The sequence below is a fragment of the Halomicrococcus pelagicus genome (assembly GCF_050954125.1).
Map to the genome: position 1 here is coordinate 16,842 of NZ_JBPBWC010000016.1, position 20,732 is coordinate 37,573.

Annotated in this window: 14 protein-coding genes; 3 read left to right on the forward strand and 11 right to left on the reverse strand. The window is 57.2% G+C overall.

The window, feature by feature from the left end:
• Positions 1–194 precede the first annotated feature (194 nt).
• From ACRYA2_RS20665 to ACRYA2_RS20705, 9 genes are all read right to left on the reverse strand, one after another.
• The gene (locus ACRYA2_RS20665) at positions 195–3,917 is read right to left on the reverse strand and encodes a UvrD-helicase domain-containing protein (protein ID WP_433632569.1); all 3,723 of its coding nucleotides are present in this window, start codon (positions 3,915–3,917) and stop codon (positions 195–197) included.
• A complete protein-coding gene (locus ACRYA2_RS20670) occupies positions 3,917–7,042 on the reverse strand; it encodes a PD-(D/E)XK nuclease family protein (protein ID WP_433632572.1) in 3,126 nt (1,041 codons plus the stop codon). The genes ACRYA2_RS20665 and ACRYA2_RS20670 overlap by 1 nt, the downstream gene beginning before the upstream one ends.
• A gap of 461 nt (positions 7,043–7,503) precedes the next feature.
• On the reverse strand, positions 7,504–8,580 hold the full coding sequence (locus ACRYA2_RS20675) for a LeuA family protein (protein WP_433632574.1): 1,077 nt from the start codon (positions 8,578–8,580) through the stop codon (positions 7,504–7,506).
• A complete protein-coding gene (locus ACRYA2_RS20680) occupies positions 8,577–9,803 on the reverse strand; it encodes a CaiB/BaiF CoA transferase family protein (RefSeq protein WP_433632756.1) in 1,227 nt (408 codons plus the stop codon). The genes ACRYA2_RS20675 and ACRYA2_RS20680 overlap by 4 nt, the downstream gene beginning before the upstream one ends.
• A gap of 94 nt (positions 9,804–9,897) precedes the next feature.
• A complete protein-coding gene (locus ACRYA2_RS20685) occupies positions 9,898–11,028 on the reverse strand; it encodes an ABC transporter ATP-binding protein (RefSeq protein WP_433632576.1) in 1,131 nt (376 codons plus the stop codon).
• Positions 11,028–11,900 (reverse strand): carbohydrate ABC transporter permease, encoded by an 873-nt coding sequence (locus ACRYA2_RS20690; protein WP_433632579.1) that lies wholly within the window; start codon positions 11,898–11,900, stop codon positions 11,028–11,030. Before ACRYA2_RS20690 ends, ACRYA2_RS20685 begins: the two co-directional genes overlap by 1 nt.
• Positions 11,900–12,811 carry a carbohydrate ABC transporter permease gene (locus ACRYA2_RS20695; RefSeq protein WP_433632582.1) on the reverse strand — a complete coding sequence of 304 codons (912 nt, stop codon included), beginning with the start codon at positions 12,809–12,811 and terminating at the stop codon, positions 11,900–11,902. The genes ACRYA2_RS20690 and ACRYA2_RS20695 overlap by 1 nt, the downstream gene beginning before the upstream one ends.
• Positions 12,812–12,829: 18 nt before the next feature.
• The gene (locus tag ACRYA2_RS20700) at positions 12,830–14,056 is read right to left on the reverse strand and encodes an ABC transporter substrate-binding protein (protein WP_433632585.1); all 1,227 of its coding nucleotides are present in this window, start codon (positions 14,054–14,056) and stop codon (positions 12,830–12,832) included.
• A 151-nt stretch (positions 14,057–14,207) separates the two neighbouring features.
• Complete coding sequence (locus ACRYA2_RS20705; RefSeq protein ID WP_433632587.1) at positions 14,208–14,906, reverse strand: helix-turn-helix domain-containing protein; 699 nt, start codon at positions 14,904–14,906, stop codon at positions 14,208–14,210.
• A gap of 1,017 nt (positions 14,907–15,923) precedes the next feature.
• Here ACRYA2_RS20705 and ACRYA2_RS20710 point away from each other — a divergent pair.
• Positions 15,924–16,064 (forward strand): hypothetical protein, encoded by a 141-nt coding sequence (locus tag ACRYA2_RS20710; protein WP_433632590.1) that lies wholly within the window; start codon positions 15,924–15,926, stop codon positions 16,062–16,064.
• 341 nt (positions 16,065–16,405) lie between these two features.
• Here the strand turns inward: ACRYA2_RS20710 and ACRYA2_RS20715 are convergent, their stop codons facing one another.
• Together ACRYA2_RS20715 and ACRYA2_RS20720 are read right to left on the reverse strand one after the other, a co-directional pair.
• The gene (locus ACRYA2_RS20715; RefSeq protein WP_433632593.1) at positions 16,406–17,176 is read right to left on the reverse strand and encodes an IclR family transcriptional regulator; all 771 of its coding nucleotides are present in this window, start codon (positions 17,174–17,176) and stop codon (positions 16,406–16,408) included.
• Positions 17,177–17,247: 71 nt separating this feature from the next.
• Complete coding sequence (locus tag ACRYA2_RS20720) at positions 17,248–18,570, reverse strand: enolase C-terminal domain-like protein (protein WP_433632596.1); 1,323 nt, start codon at positions 18,568–18,570, stop codon at positions 17,248–17,250.
• A gap of 118 nt (positions 18,571–18,688) precedes the next feature.
• Here ACRYA2_RS20720 and ACRYA2_RS20725 point away from each other — a divergent pair, with 118 nt between their 5' ends.
• Together ACRYA2_RS20725 and ACRYA2_RS20730 are read left to right on the forward strand one after the other, a co-directional pair.
• Positions 18,689–19,633, forward strand: a complete 945-nt coding sequence (locus tag ACRYA2_RS20725; RefSeq protein WP_433632599.1) for a dihydrodipicolinate synthase family protein — start codon at positions 18,689–18,691, stop codon at positions 19,631–19,633.
• A gap of 15 nt (positions 19,634–19,648) precedes the next feature.
• Entirely contained in the window at positions 19,649–20,707 is a 1,059-nt protein-coding gene (locus ACRYA2_RS20730; RefSeq protein ID WP_433632602.1) for an Ldh family oxidoreductase, read from the forward strand.
• The last annotated feature ends 25 nt before the right edge of the window (positions 20,708–20,732 follow it).

The window sequence follows — 20,732 nt, forward strand, 5'->3', positions numbered from 1 at the left end:
ATAAAATCGAACTTGGCCCATAGTAGTGGACCTTAAACTGCATCAAGTAATTCAAATCAAACTCATTCGTTCTCAAACCCTCTGCTGTCTATTCTATCGAAGCGACAACGCAACGAAGCAGGCAACATCAAATTGACAGTAGTCCCTACATCGAATTACAACACTCCCAAAACGCGGCTCGGAGCACCTCTCTACTATTCTGTGATATGATACTGAATTTCGTCTTCGAGTTCGGATTTCGTTGACGGTAGTGCTGAAGCTTCCCACTCAACGTGCCATGGCTCATCGACTGCTGTGAAGTAGAGAGTTGCAGTGACAGAGCGTGTCGGATCGTTCTGGTGCAATGCGAGAGCGTAGACCGCCATCTGCGTCCGATAATACTCGCCTTTCCCGTCGACCTCGTCGGCCGTGATGTCGTTCGTTTTGTAGTCGACGATGTGGTAGGCGTCCGGCGTGACGAACAGGTGGTCGATAAGGCCGGAACTCTCTCCCATTTCGAACTCGGCTGTAACATGCAGTTCGTCGTGTTCTGACTGCACGTCAAGCTCTCCACGGCGCTCGTCGAGATACGAGAGTGCACGCTCAGCATGTGCACTGACACGGTCGATGCGCTCCTGCGTAAGATCGGTGTCGTCGGCGTCTTCGTCAATGAGCACCTGCCGCAGGAACTGCCGGCGAGCGGAAGCAGGCGGATCAACCTCGCAGAGACGATGGACGAGTTCACCGAATAGCGTCGGCGCAAGCGACTCACCGCCCTCATCGTCACTGTTCTCGCCTGCCGTCGTGTCGTCCTCGGATTGATAGACGATCGTCTGGGTGGCAGCGTCGTGCTCGAGCGTCCCGTAACCGGCGACGAGGGAGGCGAGATCGGTCGGCGATACACGGAACTGGCGAGCCGGCTGCGGCGGTGACTCAATACGATCGAGCGATTCTACGGACGCGGACGAAGCTGTATTCCAGTCGACGGGGCACGGCGGCAACTGCACCGCATACTCACCACCGCCAAGCTCGTGCGTGACACGAGGCGAGGCGTCAAGCGTCGCAAGCAGATCATCATCAAACAAGATTGGCTGCACCCAGTCACGCCAACTCCGTGCCGGATCTGCATCTGCCGCCTCAAGATCAGCAAGACTCGACACCTCACCGTCTGACTCTTCGCTCTCATGCACACCCGAGAGGAGGAGATGGTCGCGAGCTCGTGTACAGGCGACATACAGGACTCGTTTCTCTTCGGCGCGTTCCTCTGCTCGTCGCTGGCGTTTAATCCCCTCACGAGCGATCGTCTGCGCTTGGCGATACGGCTCATCAGGATCAGGGCCTTTCATGCCGAGCGCCGGCTCGCCGTCGATCTGTTCGAACTCGATTTTTCCATTGCCGATCGCCGCCTGATCGTTGAACGACCGGTCAAGCCCGGGCACGACGACGAATGGAAACTCCATGCCTTTCGCGTCGTGGACTGTTAGAATCTGCACGCCTGCGTTGTCAGTCGGCACGTCGGCTTCCCCCTCCCGATCAGACAGCTCACGTCGACGTTCAATTCGCTCGACGAGACTGGTGAGACTCGTTACGCCGTCCTCACTCCACGCCCGTAGCTGCTCGCGGAATTTCTCAACGTTGGCAACAGTCTGCTGGGGGCGTTCGTCGGCACTAATGTTCACGAGATACCCCGTATCGTCGATGATCTGGGTGAGAAGACTCGCCCACGACCTGCCAGCTGCTGTGCCGGCGTCAGCACCGATTCCGGCGGCCTGCCGCCACGACACGAGCAAGTCGTATGCAGCATCGAGATCGTCGTTCGATGTCGTTTCAAGCCCCGCCCAGAGCGAGTCCGCGTCCTGTTTCAGTGACGCAAGGGTGTTGTCTGTAAGCCCGAACAGCGGCGACCGGAGCACGCCATAGAGCGCGCGTTCATTATCGGGATCAGCGAGCGCGCGGAAGAGGTTCACGAGCGCCGTGATTTCAGGCGTATCATAGAATCCGATGCCTGACGCCACTGTGTAAGGAATGTTGTGGTCGTCAAGAGCGCGTTCGTACTTCTTGAGATGAGTCCGGCTCCGCAGCAGGATCGCGATATCGTCCGGTCGAATCGGACGTGCGTCCGTCTCATCCTCATCACCGTGGTCTGCGGCTGCACCAGCGCTCTCATCGGCCGCATCGCTGTCAGTGGGGTAGACCTCGTACGGTTCATCCAAAACGTGTGTGAGGCGTGCAGCGAGCGCCATCGCCTCAAGCTCAACATCGTGTTCGGGCTGGGTAGTCGCGAATGGATGATCGTCGCTGAACCGGTGCGCTCGAAGCGAATCGTCACTCGGGACACAGAGATATTCGACCGCCGCATCAATCCCGGCCGTATTATCGCGCTCCGGAGCAAGTGGCTGTGGCGCCGCCTCGAATGCTGGAGCGTCTGCTTCAGCCTCGAAAATCTCGTCAAACAACGCGTTGATACAGTGGAGGACGTTCGGGAGCGTCCGGAAGTTCGTCGACAGCTGACCGCCATCAGAACTACTTGCTGCTGGTGGATTTGCGGCCTCGAGTTCAGTGGCGGTCGTCTCGAACTGTGTGACGTCGGCGTTCCGGAAGCGATAGATGCTCTGTTTTTCGTCACCGACAACGAACACGTTCTGACTGTCGAACGTCGCTGGATCGTCTGCAGTGAGGAGTTTGATCAGCTCTGTTTGCCGTGGGTCCGTGTCCTGGAACTCGTCGACCATCACGTACTCGAACTGCTCGCGGAGCTCGGCCCGAATCGCCGCGTTATCATCGTCGGCGAGAAAGTCGAGCGTGTACTGGATCTGATCGGTGAAATCCACGACGTTGCGCTGGGCTTTGCGGTCCTCGTAGTCGTCAGCAGCCACCAATAGAAGTTCGGCGAGCGCCTGCACGTACTGGTAGCTGTTCGCATCAACCTCGAGAGCGGCGCTGACGAGATGTTCCGTCGGCTCTAGCGTGTCGACGATGGACGTCATAGCGTCGCCAAAGCGGTCTTTCGCCGCTTCATGCCCACGCCAGTTCGTCTTTGCACCATCATAACTGGCGTACCGCTCCCCGCCACCCGTCGTCAACAACTCACAGCAATCCAAGACACACTGCTGGGCATCGCGATCACTCGCCGACCCATCGATAACACCCGCATCGTCCAGCATCTCGAGCATGTCGAGCGCACGATCCCAGTCGGTGTCGCCTCCCTCGATCGGGGATTCAGCTGCTAGTTCACGCAGTGTTTCGACACCGCGCTCGAATGCTGGATCGGTGAGAAGCGTCCGGGCAGTCTCAACATCAACCGGATGCAGCGTCGACTGGACGTACTCGAGATACTCTGTCTTCGAACTCTCGACCCACTGCTGTGCCCACGTGATGCTCTCCGGGCGTTCAGCGAGCAGATCTGTGAGAATCGCCTGGAGGTCACACCGAGTGAACCGCCGCGCCAACACGTGGAGTGCAGGATGGTCGTCGTGGGTCTCGAGCACGGTGCCGACAGTTTCGTCGATGAGAGCGGCTGTCTCTGCTTCATCGAGCGTCTCGAAGCCTGGATCGACGGCGGTGACACTGACGGCGTGCTCGCGCAGCAACCGCGCACAGAACCCGTGCAGGGTGTGAATGTAGCCCGTCGATAGATCATCCGCGATCGTCCGCCAGTCCTCGTACGTGGCAGGGTCAGTTGCGGCGAGGCGATCGGTAATCGCCTCACGGACACTCGCCTGGAGTTCGTTCGCCGCACGTTCGGTGAACGTCGTCGTCAAAATATGCTCGGGCGTCACCAGCTCATCACCGTCACGACCCGCCGCGAGCATCTGCATGTAGCGTTCCGTAAGCGTCGTGGTTTTGCCCGTGCCAGCGCCGGCAGTGATCGTCACGTTCCGGTCGAGCGTTGTCGCGGCAGCCTGCTGTTCGTCCGTGAGATCCTCGAAGGCAACCACTATTCACCACCTCCATCCGTCTCGACAGCCAGTCCAAGCTCTAGATCATCGCCGGTCGCAGCCAGTGGGACGTACGCATGTGCGCCAGTGTCCATGCCGTCTGCCGCCTGTACTTCGGCGAGCGTCTCCCGTCGGTCGTGGTGGCGGACGTCACAGACCTCGCTATAGGCACAGTACGAACACCCAGCATCGCTAGCGTCGAGGATAGTTGGATGATACCAGCCCTGCTCGATGCCCGTCGTAATCTCCTCGAGCCGCTGGGGAATCGTGTCGGCGAGGAACTGCCGGAACTCAGCGTGTGTTTCAAACTCCGGCTTCCGCCAGTACGTGAGCGGCGTTCCACCACCGGACCGCGCATACGATGCAAGCTCTTGGGAGCCAATCTGGCCGCGCCGATGCTTCGCGTGTCGCGGCGGTTTCACCTGATAGTATGCTCCGCCAACCGCTTCGACAGTATCGAAAACCGATTCCGCTAAGAGCGCGTACAGTGGAAGCTGGAACGAAATCCCTGCGAGCGTCTCCCGTTCACCCGGAGTACTCCCTGTCTTGTAGTCCCGAACGACGATCCGGTCCTGGTCAGACGACAAATCACGGTCAATGCGATCGATCTTCCCACCGACTGGCACCGTCCCTGACGGCGTTGACACCTGCACTGGATCATCGCGAAGCGATGGTGAATCACCATGGCTCGTCCCGATCTTGCTTTCGAACCATGCCGGCCGAACGCACGCCTTCCCGATATCGTCCTGTTCGTGCTCGAGGAAGCGCACGAACAGGCCTTCCTCGGGCGACCCATGCTCGGCGGACCCATAGTAGGGGTTCTCGCCTGGATCGCCAAGCCCGGCGAGCAGTTGCGTGAGCCATTCGTCCTGGAACGCCGTCGGATCGTCCGTGAACCAGTCGTCGATCTGCTCAACCGCAATCGCAAGCAGTCGATCACAGCACTCGTCGAAGTCAGTCTCGTCCTCAGGCACTGCGACTGGAGTGCCGTGGTCGGACTGACCGCTGCGATAGTACCGTTCGAGCACGTCGTGCAGATACCCTCCGCGCGTTTTTGCGTCCGGTTCGTGCGTGATCGGCTCCGGCTCCTCGATCTCAAGGAGGTGTTCGAGATAGTACTTGAACCCGCATTCAGCGTACGTTTCAAGCCGACTCGGACTGTACGGCTCCCGTTCACTCGCTGGATGCAGTGCCGAAACCTGCTCTGGATTGAGCACGCCATCGTATTCGGTGGGCGCCGTCCGCTTGCGAGCATGGGCGCACTCCGTCCCTGCCTGAAGCCGCGCGAGCTGACTCGGGGTGAAAACCTCCGTTGTTGCGGCCTGCCCAACGACGTCGCTTGGTGGTTGGCTGTCATGGCTGAGTTGGCGTGCGAGCGTTCGCTGGCCATCCTCACGCGAGCAGGCCGGCTGATCCCGGTCAGTCACCGACGTCGGTTTGAGCGCGGCGACCCGCCGGAGTTCAGTCAGGACATCCGCTTCGACGAATGGGTCACCGTTGAGCTGGCGTTCAGGCCGTGAGAGCGTGACGGATCCCGCACTAGCGAGGATAGTGGCGAACTGGAGGCGTACCCGATGCTGGATGTCGGCCTGCTGGAAGTCCTCGTCAGCCTCGTTGATCGGCTCCGTGAATGCAAGCCGATGGCTCTCGCTGGGGAACGCCGAATGCGTCAGTCCCACAACGTACGTATGAGCAAACGACCGCTCCATCGTATCGCCAAGCCCGCCAACAAACACGTGGCCATCCGACCGATACGGTGGCGCTTCGACCGATACCGTCGCGAGTGCACGCTCAAACCGCTTGACAGCGCCACCCTGCGCGAGATCAGCACTCGAATGCGTGGCAGCTAGCGTTTCGAGAATACGGTCGATCGTATCGAGCGCTCGCTGTTCAACATCCTGGCGGCGATTATCGTCGATTGCCTCGACCGCGTTCTCGATACCGAGGTCGTCGAGGAGCGCAGCAATCTGATCGGGGAGACTGGCGAGGTCCGTTGTCTGGAGAGCGTCGAGTCGAGTCTGGAGGTCGGTAAGAGCTGCAGTGGTTCCAGCAGGGAGATGGTCGAGTGCAGGAGCAAGCTGTGCGCTCGAGAGCCGTGATGCAATCCGGTCAAGTTCCGTGTGATCGACCGCGAGTGTTTCAGGGGCAACGAGTGGGTTCGCGAAGAGGCTCGTGACACTCGCAAGCCGCCGCGGGCTGCGTGTGAGTTCACAGATCGTACGCACGATCTCGCCGACAGCCGTCGCACCCAGTGGTCGCGTTGTCGTGAGTGCCATCGGGATCCCGTAGCTCTCGAATGTTTCGTGGAGCTGTTGTTGATAGCTGCCAGGACTTGTGAGGACAACAGCGAGATCGTCAGGATCGGCGCCAGCGATGAGGCGTGAGTGAATATCGCGCGCGATATAGCGCAATTCCTGGGGAACGGTCCGTGGCTCCACCCAGTCGATTCCCGCTGTGTCGGTGATGGTTGCGGTGTCGAACGCGCCAGGATGGCGGTACAGCCGCTGCGCGATCCGGTGTCTGGTCTCCTGCTCCGAGCTCTCGAACTCGGTGCAGTACTCAGATGTGAAGCCGAGATCATCGTATGCCTGGAGAGCACGCTCGGCCCCCCGGTCGACGCCGGACAGTGTGGGAGACCCATCACTCAGCTGCTGTTGGGGCGGGGTTGTCTGTGGGAGCAGTGCGGCTGTCGGCCATGTGTCCGTGATTGCGTCGACAAGCCGCCGTTCGAGCGGCGAGAACAGTGTGAATCCACCAAGGATGACTGCGTCGACTGCCGGAAACAGCGCGTCAAGCGTGGTGTCCGTTGAGAGGAACGTGTCGTAGCGTTCGCCGCGGAGTGTCGAGTTGGCGATGCCGTCGCCGATAACGTCCGTGCGTGCTGATTCGAACGCGGCTGTGAGTTCACGGACCGGCTCCAGCTGTGCATCTAAGCCTTCCACTCGGAAACGGTCCGCGACCGCGTCTGGCGTGAACAATCCCGCGAACTCAAGCAGCGAGAGGAGGTCTTCAGCTTGGTCGCGAAGCCCAGCCGGCGGCAGACCGTCGTCGACTGCCAGCGGATTCGTAGAATCAAGCTGTTCGAGCGCGAGCTCGACGATCCGGTTCCGCAACTCCTGGTCCATATGCATGGCCCGAGTGAGATACTGAGAGTGCTCGAGCCCATCTGCAACAAGGCGGTCAAAGGTACTGACCGACAGCGATAGCTCATCGCCGTACCCACTCCACCGGTCTTTCGTCGCAGCGGCGTCATGCTCACTGCGAGCGAGATATAGAATGCTTTCAGGATGGGCTGCGATATCTCCAGAAATATCGGCAAAGACGGTGTGTTCCAGAGCAGGGAAGCCAGGACCCGTGTACAGCCGACGATCGTTCATCTCTCATGAGGAGAAATCTTAACAGGTCTACGTTAGTGTTTTGGTGGTGTCGTCACCAGAATCAAATATCACTACCAATTAGATACAGCTGGGTCCGCTTCGCACCTTCTTCCAACTACCTGCGACCAAAGGGATAGCCAGAACGCATGCCTGATACACTGTTAGCGGTGTCGCTGAAAAGAAAGGAGCAGCGAGTACCTATATCGAATCTAGTTGATCTCCTTGGCGATGGCAAGCGCCTCTTCTACTGTGACTTCCTCCGTCGTTTCGTTGAGGCGTTCGAGTAATCGTTCAGTCCGTTTCTCGGTAGCGTCTCGCCCTGCTCGCTCTAGTAAGCGTCGTGCTGCACCGCGGCCAGTAGCGCTCCCAAACAGGAGTTGTCGTTGCCCACCGAACCGTGCCGGATCAAACGGCTCGAACGTACTCGGGTCATCAAGCATCGCAGCAGTATGGAGCCCCGATTCGTGTGCGAACACATCCGCTCCGAGTAGTGATTTGTCCGGCTCCACATCCTCATCTAAGATGTCGATAACTGCTTCGGTGACTGGCAGCAATTGTTCCTCGGCAACAGGGAGAGCAATCGATTCTTCGCCGACAACCGCCGCAGCGACAAACTCCTCAAGAACCGCATTTCCTGCGCGCTCACCAAGACCAGCAGTCGATACATCCACTTTACCGACACCGAGTCGAGCACTAGCGAGTGCGTTTGCAGTCGCGACACCGAGATCATCGTGGAAATGAACCCCGATCTGAGAGAGATCTGTCTCGAGTGCGTCGAGATAGGATGTCACTCCTGCGGGAGTGCGGCTGCCGACGGTATCAGCAATGGTGTACACGGTAGCGTCGACAGTAGCGAACAGTTCGTCCAGAAACGACGGGTCAGTACGGAACCCGTCCATCGCACTAAAGTGAACGTCAACACCATGGTCGTGGGCGAGTTCCGCGGCCTCGGCCGCTGCCTCAAGCAATGCGTCGCAGTCCTTCCCAAGAACGTGTTCAAGTTGCCGGTCGCTGGTCGGCGCAAACAGGTCAACCACGTCAACACCAGCATCGATGGCCGCTTCGACGTCACCTGGAATAGCGCGAGCGATACCGGTAGTTGCAGCGTCCAGACTACAGCGTTCGCAGACAGCAGCCGTCCGTTCGTCGGCGACCGGAAATCCGACCTGAATGAAATTAACACCGAGGGAGTCGAGCTCACGGGCCGCTGCTGCCTTCTGGTCGACCGTGTACTGGACGCCCGGCCGTTGTTCGCCTTCACGGAGCGTGAGATCTAGCAGCTTCATACGACGTCCTCCCGCCGAAGGTGTTCAATCTGGTCACGGTCATACCCGAGCGCGGTAAGGACGGCGTCAGTGTCTTCACCCAGTGCCGGCGGGTCAGCAGACTCCACTCGATCGAAACCAGTGGCACGCGCCGGGAACCGTGGCGTTTGAATGCGATCACCATCCCCTTCGGTCGCCCGAACCTCACTGAGAGCGTTCGTCGCTTCAAGATGTGGGTCGGACGAGACGTCATCTGTATCATTCACGGGTGCAACCGGAACACTCGCCTCCTGCAGTCGAGCAACCAGCTCCTCGGCATCGAAATTATCGCAGACAGACTGGACAGCATCATTCAACACCGCCCGGTTCTCAAGGCGTCCCGACAGTGTCTTGAACCGATTGTCTTTGTGTAGATCACTGTCGAGGGCATCACAGAGTCGACGCCACTGACGATCCGACGACGGTCCGATGAACACCCATTCATCGTCAGCAGAGCGGAACACGTCATATGGCGCCCATCCAGGATGACTTGCACCCATCGGTTCCGGAGTCTCATCATACGCCTGCGTGTACGCAAGCCAGTAGCCCATTAGAGAGACAGTACTTTCGAACAGCGGGACGGTGATGTACTGCCCTTCACCTGTAGCGTCACGCTGGCGGATCGTTGCAACAATCGTCAGTGCACCGTATAGCGACGCAGCCATGTCCGAAAGACTCGTTCCGGAGCGGACCGGCGGCGTATCGGCATGTCCTGTGACACTCATCACGCCAGACAGTGCCTCGGCGACAGGGTCGAGCGCTGGAAAGTCCTCGTACGGGCCAGGATTGAAGCCTTTAATCGAACAGTACACCAACTCCTCGTTCACCGCGCTGAGGTCGTCGTAGCCAACACCGAGACGGTCCGCGGTTCCTGCGGCGAAGTTTTCTACAAGGACATCAGCCTGCTGTACGAGATCCTTGAAGACCGTCCGGCCCTCTTCTGACTTGAGATCAAGCGAGACACCGAGTTTGTTACGGTTGACGTAGTTGAACGAGCTGTTCCCGACCGGGCTTGAATCACGGACAGCGTCACCGCGCTCGGGATGCTCGACTTTGATCACCTCCGCGCCAAGGTCGGCGAGCAGCATCGAACAAAACGGCCCAGCGATAATGTGGCCGAGCTCAAGCACAGTCACGTCCGACAGCGGTTGCTCGCCAGTCCCCGGTAACAGATCCGGGGCGACGCGACCACCATCAGTACACACCCTGTGGCCAGTCCGTGTCCAGCGCTGCTGCTGGTCGTTCTGCTGGAGGGACCGTCGGCTCGTCGAAGTATGCGAATCGTCGTCTGTCATTGTGTTAGGGGGATTGGTGGATGGGGTCGGTCGTAAGTTCGTCACCGTAGCAGATCGTCTGTCCGTCGCTGTCGAACACGAACACGTCGTCAACGTCGAATCCGATCGTGAGTTCGTCGCCCTGGCCAACATCGCCGAGGGTTGGTGAGACAACATCGATGTTGTCACCGTCAGGTGTCCGTCCATGGACGACAAACTCCGTCCCGAGCTGCTCAACAACCTCTGCAATCACTGTGAGCTGGTGCTCGCCACTCTCGGACGAGAGATACTGCGGCCGGATACCGACGGTGACGGAGTCACCGACACGGGTAGCGAAGTGGTCAGCTGACGCTGGTATCGTATACCCTTCGCCGGCGAGCACGTACTCACCGTCGCGTTCGGCGACAGTGGCGGTCAAGAGATTGGTCGACGGAGTGCCGATGAACCGGGCAACATACTCGGACACAGGCCGGTCGAACAGTTCGCCTGGCGGAGCGAACTGTTCGAGGCGGCCATTGTTGAGGAGGATGATGTGGTCGCTCATCGTCATCGCTTCCGTCTGGTCGTGAGTCACGTAGACGACCGTTGCATCGAGTTCCTGATGCAGCCGCTGGACTTCGACACGGAGTTCAGCTTTTAACTTCGCGTCAAGGTCGCTCATCGGTTCGTCGAGCAAGAGTACGTCCGGATCCTGCACGAATGCCGACCCGAGGGCGACGCGTTGTTGCTGGCCGCCAGACAGCTCCGACGGCATCTTCTCAAGCTGCTCGGTGATCTGGAGTGTTTCGGCGGCTTCCTTGATGCGGCGTGTGCGTTCGTCCTTCGGGACGCCCTGCACCCGCAGCCCATAGCCGATATTTTCACTCACGGTCATATGGGGATAGAGCGCGATAGACTGGAACACCATTGCACAGTTCCGGTCTTGAGGTGACTGGTCAGTGACCTCCTCGTCGCCGAACGAGATGCGGCCACTCGTCGGCGTCTCCAATCCTGCAATCATCCGCAGTGTCGTCGTTTTCCCACAGCCGGACGGCCCGACGAGCGTGGTAAACGACCCCTCAGGAATCGTGAGCGAGAGGTCGTCCACGGCGACGTGAGCTGTTCCGGTGGACTGATACTCCTTGTTGACGGAATCGAGTTGAATCGTACGAGCCATTATTCGAGACCTCCGACGTTGAATCCCTGCAGCAAGTAGTTCTGGAGGAAAATCGCGATGAGGAACGGGGGGATGCAGATCAGGAGCGACACGGCCATTGTTTCACCCCAGCCGATTGAGACACGGTCAAGGAACAGGCTTGCGCCGACCGTGATCGTGTACATCTCGTCGCTGCTCATCACGACACGCGCCATCGTGAAGTCGTTCCACGCAACCGCGAACGAGAAAATCGCTGCTGAGATGTACCCTGGTTGGGCGACCGGCAGCACCACGTCTACCAGCGTACGGGTTCGGCTTGCACCGCGAACCCATGCGGATTCTTCGAGCGCAATTGGGACAGTCTGGAAGTACTGCCACATGAGCCAGATGGTGAACGGTGCTGAAATGGCAGTGAGTGCCATGGTTAATGCGAAGTAGCTGTTCAGCAGCCCGAGTGTGTAGAAGATGACGTATAGGGGGATTGCCAGCACGATCGGGCTGAACATGTACGCGAACAGGACAGCTCGCGCAGCGAGAGTTTTCCCCTTGAACTCGAAGCGCGTGAGGCCGTAGCCGGCCGCCACTGCAAGCGCTGTGGACATCAGTGTCGAACTCGCGGTGACGATGAGGCTGTTCGTGAAGTACTGGACCGTATTCGTTTGTTCGAACAGCACGCGGAAGTTCCGGAGTGTGACTGAATCAAGCAGCAAGTCGACGTTCCCGCCACGGAACACCGCCGTCGGTGATTGGAGTGCGATAGCGATCATGATGTAGACGGGAACTGTCACGAAGACGGCCACCAAGAGCGCCGTGAGGATGGTTGCGATGCGTTTGAGCTGGGTCTGGACTCGTTGTGGGAGAATCGAGCCAGCGGCGCCTTCACCGAACGTCATCAGTGCGCCACCTCCTTTTCGGGTTCGAAGACGTAGAAGTACACGACCGCCACGCCGGCGAGCAGGAAGAACATGATCCCGGCCAGTGCCGTGGCACCACCGAAGTTCACGGCGTTGAATGCGAGTTCGTACACTCGAATCGGGAGCGTCGTTGTCGCTTCGAGTGGGCCACCACGCGTGGCGAGATAGATGATGTCGAATTTGTTGAACATCCAGATGCCGCGAACGAGAAGGATAATGAGGATTGCTCCTCGGAGATGAGGAAGCGTGATGTCACGGAACGCCTGCCACGTTGATGCTCCCTCAACGCGCGCTCGCTCGTAGAGATCCGGATCGATCGCTTGCAGCCGCGCGAGAAGGATGAAGAAGGCGAACGACCCGAACTTCCACACGCTCGTTACGACCACTGATGCCATCGCCCACTGGAGTGTCGAGAAGAACGCAATCGGTGATTCGATAAGTCCGAGCTGGAGAAGCCACTGGTTGAGCACGCCGATGTTCGGGTCTAGAATGAACTTCCAGATGAAGATCACCACGAGCGTCGGCAGCAGATACGGAAAGATCATCATCGTCCTGAGAACGTTCCCACCCCGGATCTGTTGGTTGACGACGAGTGCAAGTCCGAGACCAACGACGAGGCTGAGAACGGTCGTTGAGACGGCGTACACGATACTGTTCCAGAGGAATTTCAGGAACGTTCCCTCTACCAGTATACTCGTGTAGTTCGATAGCCCGGCGAATGTCGCGGCGCCGGTTGGATCGTTGAGAAGGCTCATCCAGAGTGCGTATCCGACCGGGAGAATCCACACGAGAGTGAAGAACGCTGTGAACGGGAGAAACGTGGCGAGGAGCAGTAACTGCCGCTCGCTGAGGTTCCCAAATCGTCTCGTATCGGAGTTGATTGTACTCATGAATCTAAACGGGACGAATTACTTCTGGAGGCTGCGGAGTTTCTTGGCGACCCAGTCGACGGTCTTCTGGGGTGATTTCCCGCCGACGATCATCTGCTCGGCCGACTGTCCAAACACCTGCTGTCCGTACGCGTTGGCAGCCACGATGTTCGGCTGTCCGTTCTTGCCGGTGGCGAGAATCGACGAGAACGCATCCCAGTTCTCCCGCACGAGGTCCATAACTGGCTGGTGCTTCTGAATCATCTCGTTGTTCTTCACCGTCTTGTTGTCGAGCATCTTCTTCGTTGGCGGGAACTGGAACAGCGGCGCCGACAGAACAAAGTCGAGGAATTTGTCGGACTTGCTGAAGAAGTTCACGAACTTCTTCGCGCCGTCCGTCGCGTTACCGTGCTTCCACACGACGTGGCCCTCCATGTACGCCCACCACTTATCCTGCTTCTTGCCATTCGGAAGCGGGAATGCCGTCGGCGATAGCTTCTTGACCAGATCAGGCCGATTGGACTCGATATTGAGAATCGGCAGCCCACCAACACTCATGATCGCAGCGGCATTCTCCTGCTGAAGTGCGCTAATAGCGTCTCCCCATTCCCAGCCTGACGCGTTCGGCGAGTACTCCGCCATCTGCTTTATCCACCGGTACGTTTCGACCGCCCGCTTGCGATTCTGGCCTTTATCGATGGTGACTTTGATATCGTCAGACGGACCCCCATAGATACTGACGTCATTCTGCCACTGATACTGCGTGATCTGGGTGGCAGCGTTGTTCGTCTGGCCCGATTGGACGACATACCCGTTGATGTCGTTTTGGTTCGTGACTCGTTTCGCCTCAGATTGCCACTCCTCCCACGTCGCCGGCTGTTTGTTGTAGAGATCGTTTCGATACCAGCCCATTAGGGGCTCAACCATCGTCGCTGCGAAATAGGAGTCACCGTCGACATTGACAGGATCGGGGAGGTCAGTGCCTTTGACCGCGTCAGTCACCGGTGCGAGGTTGCCGTTTCGCTGATACCGGTATGCGTCTGACGACGTGTCGAACACAATGTCTGGCGGATTCCCGGCCGCCTTCATCTTCTGTAGCTGCTGGTCTGTCGAGGTTCCTTTCGACGTGTACGTCACGTCGACGGTGTAGTCATGTTTGTTCTCGAACTCCGAGATAATCTGGTCGATAATGTCCTTCGAATCCCCGCGGTCGGACAGGTACTTGATCGTCTTCGAGTTTTTCGAACCACCCTTTGATCCGCCCATACATCCAGCAACTGCGACGCCTGTCGCGATACTGGATGACTGGAGGAATCGTCGTCGTGTAACTGTGTCATGCCGCATGATAAAACATAACAGTCGCAACCAGCGATGGTCTTCATCCCTTCACCTGTTGGCTCTTTAAATACAGTCGAGATTAATCACTCACTGTCGGCGACTCACCCAATGCCTGCCCCTCATTCGGAACACTCCCACTCTGTCGGCCTGTGTAACCGAGCGCATTCGAAAGCAACGTCTGTTCTGCTTTCCGTAGATGCTCGAGAAACGTCGTATGCGTAATGTCGAGCTCACTAGCAAGTGTCTCAGCATCCGTATCCCGAGGCCACTCATAATAACCCGCCTCAAGCGCTTTCATCATCACTTCGGCCTGGCGCTCGGACAGAAGCGCTTCAGAGGACCGATATGGCGTAAGCTGAGTAAGTTGAACAGATCCGATCTCCCTCAGTTCACTCACAATCTGTCGAAGATCGTCGCGCCGAAAAACAACGATATCAAACACCCTCTGGCTCCCGTTGACGCGATCCCACCACTGCATCATCCCATGATTCTTCCGGATCACAGGGAGCGCTCCACACGAACGCTTCGTGAGTTTCAGATGGGACTCATCAACACGTTCTACTTGCTTCACATGGTCAGAGCTCTCAAATGCATCAAGTAACTCCGCTATCTTATCCTGCGCATCAATGACGAACGTAATATGCTCATCATCAACGATCTCTTCGTGATTTGCCGTGAACGAGGTCTCCCACCGACTCGTCACCTCGCTTAGTACACAATCTGTCTGAAGGTTCAGGTTAATTTTCGCACGAAACATCTGCCAGTTATTCACATGCACTACAGTTTAAGCTTTCTACTACGTACAATATCTCAACTTTAGCTATAACACGTGGGAGCAAGACGCTCATGACGTGGGCCATGCTCCACATCACGACCACTAATTGGGAAACCTGTTCGAACTCTCTCCCTCTGCTGCCTCCACAGCGATATCGTCTATGGTTTTGTTATAACTGTCTGTACTGTCTGTAACAGACATCCTGTACAGAAGTTGGAAGGGAATCTCACGGCTAACGCCATGGACTAAATCCGGCAGCACGCCAAACAGTCAATCAGATCTCGTGTCCTGGTCTAGGTGTTGAGGTGGAGGCAACACCCGCAACCCCGCTGTCTCCACCGGGAGCCGTACTGGACTGGCCTTGATCTGAACCATCACGAGTACTGAACACTCAAGACGTCGTGGGCGTCACGGTCACAGATCGTGGGTGAACTCAGCCTCAACCAAGCACGATGGCAGGGTCGAATAGTGCAAACAGACTCCAGGGGGAGTGCGAGACGAGACAGTAGTTAGTAGGTTTCTACTGAGACATTCTCAAGAGATTCGAAGTTATCGAAGGTTTGAGTACAATACAGGGGGATAGGTGAACTCATCGCTGCCGATCTTAGTGGACATAATTACTTGTATCATAGAGCCTCGAACGATTGTGGGTCCTCAATCCAAATAGATGCCTTAATAAAGAAAATTGAACCCAAAAGCAATTCTAAGCCTTTATATCTATCTATAGCTTCTGATTATTTCTATGTTGGAAAATCACACGATATAATGCAGAAAATGGGCATCTAGACCAGCTACACCTGGGATTCACTTCCAAGATATCTCTGTTCCAGAATTCTACTTCAGATCCGATTGTGTATTTACTTTTGTTTATTGCTGGTATATATTACAAGAATGAATGAGTGGGGAGGACCCGTTGTTGGAGGGGACCGTCTGAAGGAGATATCTGGGAACCGAAGAGGTACAAGTTCACCCTAAGGGGACGCTGACTAGGGCCGGGAACACCTTTCGCTCGGAGAAACGATGGTTGAACGTGACTTCAACCGGCGACACGGTGGTGACGCCACCGAGGAGGGAAATCTCGACGATTCTGAACCTGCGGAGCTCTTCGCTTCTCCCCCGAAAAATGAGCTACGGCAGGTGTTGCGCTCGGTGAGAATTTAGGCGAACTTATCACCTGGTCGACCTCGATCACTGTTGGCCTACTGCGACCCCTTGCTAAAGAGAAAATACCCGGTTGCGGGACAGTAGGGACCCCACCCTAGCCCGGAATTACAGATGTAGTACTGTAACAGACTGTGGGTGCTACCCTCCTGACTACAGAGAGAACTTTCATCCCCGACTTCCCGGCTGGAAGGAGTGAGGGTAGTAGGGGGAACCGGAGGAGTTCCTCGATATTCAAGAGTTCGCTGACTTGGAGAGACCTAGCCCGCGGCATACCCGGTGAATTTGTATTGAGTCTATCTCATAGTGTTTTACCATGGAGAACAGACTGTTAACTATAATCATGAGTACCGAAGATTGATTTCGACTACTCGCATTGCCCGTCGGACTAGTTCCGGAAGTTCTTCCGAATACCAGTCACCGTCGAGCCGCTTTGCCGGCCCAGACACGCTCAAGGCGCCTAAAACATCATCGTCGATGATAACCGGCGCGGCCACGCAGCGAAGCCCTTCTATGCGTTCTTCATCGTCGAACGCATATCCGCGTTCACGAATCGTCTCGAGGTCTTCGAAAAGTTCCTCACGCGTCGAATGAGTGTTTTGGGTCCGTTGGGGTAATCCGTGGTGGTCAAGGATGGTGTTAACTTCATCCTCCGGGTAGTGTGCGAGCATGGCCTTGCCGAGTGCAGTGCAATGGGGAAGGACACGCGTTCCCACATGAGAGTCCGTGGTAACTGCTTGCTCACCGCGTGCCTGGTAGAGATACACTAGCTTTCCACATTCTTCAGAAGCGACACACGCTGTCTCTCCCGTTTCTTCGACTAACCAGTTGATTTCGGATTTGGCCGCCTCATAGAGTCTCGAACGTTGCCGCGCTTTCCCTCCGAGCGTGAGAAGCCGGTACCCAAGGACGTAGCAGTCACCTTTGTTAACGACATAGTCGCGTTGTTCGAGTGTCTTGAGGTGATTGTGAACGGTGCTTTTGGAAACGCCAATGTTGTTAGCGATCTCCGTGACGCCTCCCCCTCCGGTTTCTGAGAGGTATTCGATGATAGTGAACGCCTTGTCTGTTGCCTTGATTGTTTTTCCTTCGTCGTCGGTTGGTTGGGTCATATCCTGTTCATTTGTAACTACCTACTAAAGTCTATCCACAGTGTTCTATAATGTGGAACGAGGGTTGCACATCACCAGCGCGGCTTATTCGGGAGCCAGTCACTCCGGCCGACCTCTGTTTCGGCGTCTGCATACTCGGCGGCCATAGAACTGACGTCGGAGTATGCGAGGGGGTCGGTGTCGTGATACCGTTCATTCATCCGTTCAAGTTCCGTCTCATCGAGGCTCACACCCAGTCCTGGGTCATCCGAGACGGGCATCATCCCGTCCTCGAATTCAAGTGGACCGCCAGCGATGACGTCTTCCGCCATCCACGGATAGTGAGTGTCACAGGCGTACCTGACGTTCGACATAGCTGCAGCAACATGCGTCATCGCGGCCATACTCACTCCGAGGTGCGAGTTCGAATGCATGCCGACGCCGAGATCGAATACCTCGGCGATGTCGTTCATCCGCACATTCCCCGTAAGTCCACTCCAGTAATGATGGTCGCTGAGGATGATGTCGACAGCGCCCATCTCAACCGCCGGTGCAATTTGGTCGAATTCCACGACATACATGTTCGTCGCCACCGGCAGTGACATATTTTGTTTGAGACGTGCATGCGCATTCATCGTCGTCACTGGATCCTCGAGGAACTGAATACGGAGGTCGGACTCTTCGAGACGACGAGCAATTCTCGATGCAGTTTCAACGCTCCACGTTCCATTCGGGTCGATGCGGAGCGGCGTATCGCGGCCGAACTCCTCAGCAAGTAGTTCGAGCGTTCGAAGTTCCTCCTCCGGGTTGAGGACTCCACCCTTCACTTTCAACGTGGAGAACCCGTGTTCGTCAACAAATTCGCGGGCTTCTGCGACCATTGCCTCAGCTGAGTCCACTGCCTGCGGTGCGATGGCGGCCGAGGTGGAATCGGTGTCGGCGTACTTGTAGAAGAGGTAGCCCGAGTATTCGACTTCCTCGCGGACCTTCCCTCCGAGTAGATTGTAGACTGGTTCACCAACCGTTTTTCCGATGAGGTCGAGTAACGCGGTTTCGAGAGCGCCATAGACCATCGGATCTTGGAGGCGCAACTCCAGGGGCTTGCGTTCATACGGATTCATTCCCTCGACGAGCGAAGAGGCCCGTTTGAGCGCCGTGATTACCTTCTCGTCTCCGTACGTCTCGCCGACTCCGACCTGCCCATCAGCTGTCGTTAGTCGGACGATAGTTCGGGCGGCGAGTTCGCTGTGGGCTCCCCACGAATTTCGGAGTGGCGGTTCGCGGTGAGCAACAGGAATGATTTCGACATCGGTGATACGCCTTTCATGCTGTGGTGTCGCGGAATCAGTGTTCGAACTCATGGATTCACCTTGGATAGCGGACTTGGTTACTCGGTGTTTGTGGCACGCATCCACAAGGATTCCTTCGTACTACTTAAATGTTGACTGTTTGACGGGGAATGGGGTCGTTCCTGCGCTTAGTCCGGTCGGAGGGAAGTTTTAAATATAGACAGAGTGAGATGTACACCGCACCATGAGCTTCGAAGCTCTGAAGGAGACACTTCGCGGCGTAGCGTTCACTACAACAACCCCGTTCAGCGAGGATGGCGACGACGTCCTCTACGACGAACTCAAACGGAATGCTCGTGCAATCGACGAGGCAGGCGGTGACCTCTTCATTCCCTGTGGAAATTCCGGTGAGTACTACGCGCTGACTGACGAAGAGCGCGTGAACGTCGTCGAGGCAACTATCGACGCTGTTGGTGATGGTAACGCAATCGTCGCCGGAGTCGGAGGGAGTACGAAAACTGCAATCTCCCTCGCCACCCAGTATCAGGAAGCGGGCGTCGATGCAATCATGATCATGCATCCCAGCCACACCTACCTGCACGAGCGCGGTCTCCTCGAATACTACCGGCGTATCGTCGAGGCCGTCGACTGCGGCATCGTCCTCTACAAACGGGGCCCCGAACTCACGGAAGACATCATTGCCGAACTCTCGACCGAAGACAACGTCGTTGCGGTCAAGTACGCGGTCAACGACATCAAAGGATTCTCACGCGCCGTCGAGAACGTCCCCGGTGACCTCGTGTGGTCGAACGGTATCGCCGAACGGTTTGCGCCTGCCTTCGCGCTTGAAGGTGCTGAGGGATTCACCACTGGAATCGGGAACTTCGTCCCAAAAGCCACCCTCGCACTTATGGACGCCCTTAGCGATGAAGACTGGGAATCCGCCAGGCAAATCCGCGAGGCCCTCAGACCCTACGAGGATCTCCGTGAGGAGACCGGCCCGAACAACGCGTTCTCGGCGGCGAACAACGTTCCCGCAGTGAAGTACGGCATGGAACTTGCTGGACTCTACGGCGGCCCCGTCCGGGAACCCCTTATCGAACTCTCAGATGCGGACAAGCAACGCGCAGAACAATACTACGAGGCGATTCAGGAAGCCGTGATCGAAACGGAAGCGATCGCGGATTGAACGTGAGGCAAGAATATGGCACATCAGACAGAACACGCCGTATGCATCAACCCCAACCGACTTCAGACATTCACATCCGACCTCTTCGAAGAAGTCGGCCTATCAGCGGAGCATGCCGACACCGTGGCAGAGACGCTCGTAGATGCGAACCTCCGAGGAATCGATACTCACGGTGTTGTTCGGCTGGAGCCGTACGTCGAGCGCCTCGAAGAAGGTGGCATCGCCACGAATCCAGACCCCTCTGTCTCCCACTCAGGCGGGACAGGTGCTGCCATCGTCGACGGCGACGACGGTCCTGGCCAAGTTGCAACACTCCGAGCGATGGAGGAGGCAATCGATCGCGCCTCCGACGCCGGGAGCGCGTTCGTCGGGGTTCGAAACAGCAACCATTTCGGAACGGCATCGTACTACACAAATTACGCGGCGGAGCGTGGGTACGTCGGTATCGCAATGACTCATGCTGGCCCGAATGTCACGCCGTTTGGCGGTGCCGATCCCTATTTCGGGACCAATCCCATCTCGTTCGGTCTTCCGAACGGGGACGACTTCCCAATCACTCTCGACATGGCAACTAGCGTCACCGCAAAGGGGGACGTCATCTTGGCCGAAGAGGAGGGCGAAGACATCCCATCCGAATGGGCGATCGACACAGACGGAAATCCGACAACCGACCCTGCCGAGTTCCACGCACTTCGGCCAATGGCCGGTCCAAAGGGATATGGTCTCGCGTTCGTCGTCGACGCGTTCTGCGGCGTGTTGATGGACACGGTGTTCGGTGACGACGTCCCGACGATGTATCACGACACCACCTCGCCACAGAACCTAGGCCACTTCGTTGGTGCCATCGACGTTCAGGCGTTTACCAGCATCGGTGAATTTGCCACCCGGATGCAGCAGATGGTGACTGAGCTCAAGAAGCTCCGGACCGCGGAGGACTTCGATGAGGTGTTGGTTCCCGGCGAGCCGGAAGCCAAAACCAAAGCGAAGCGACTCGACGAGGGTGTCCCGCTCGGTGAAGGGGTCTGGGATACGTTGCAGTCGCTGGGTACTCGCTATGACGTCCCCCTAGAATAACGACGATATCGCCCCTAGCTCGTTT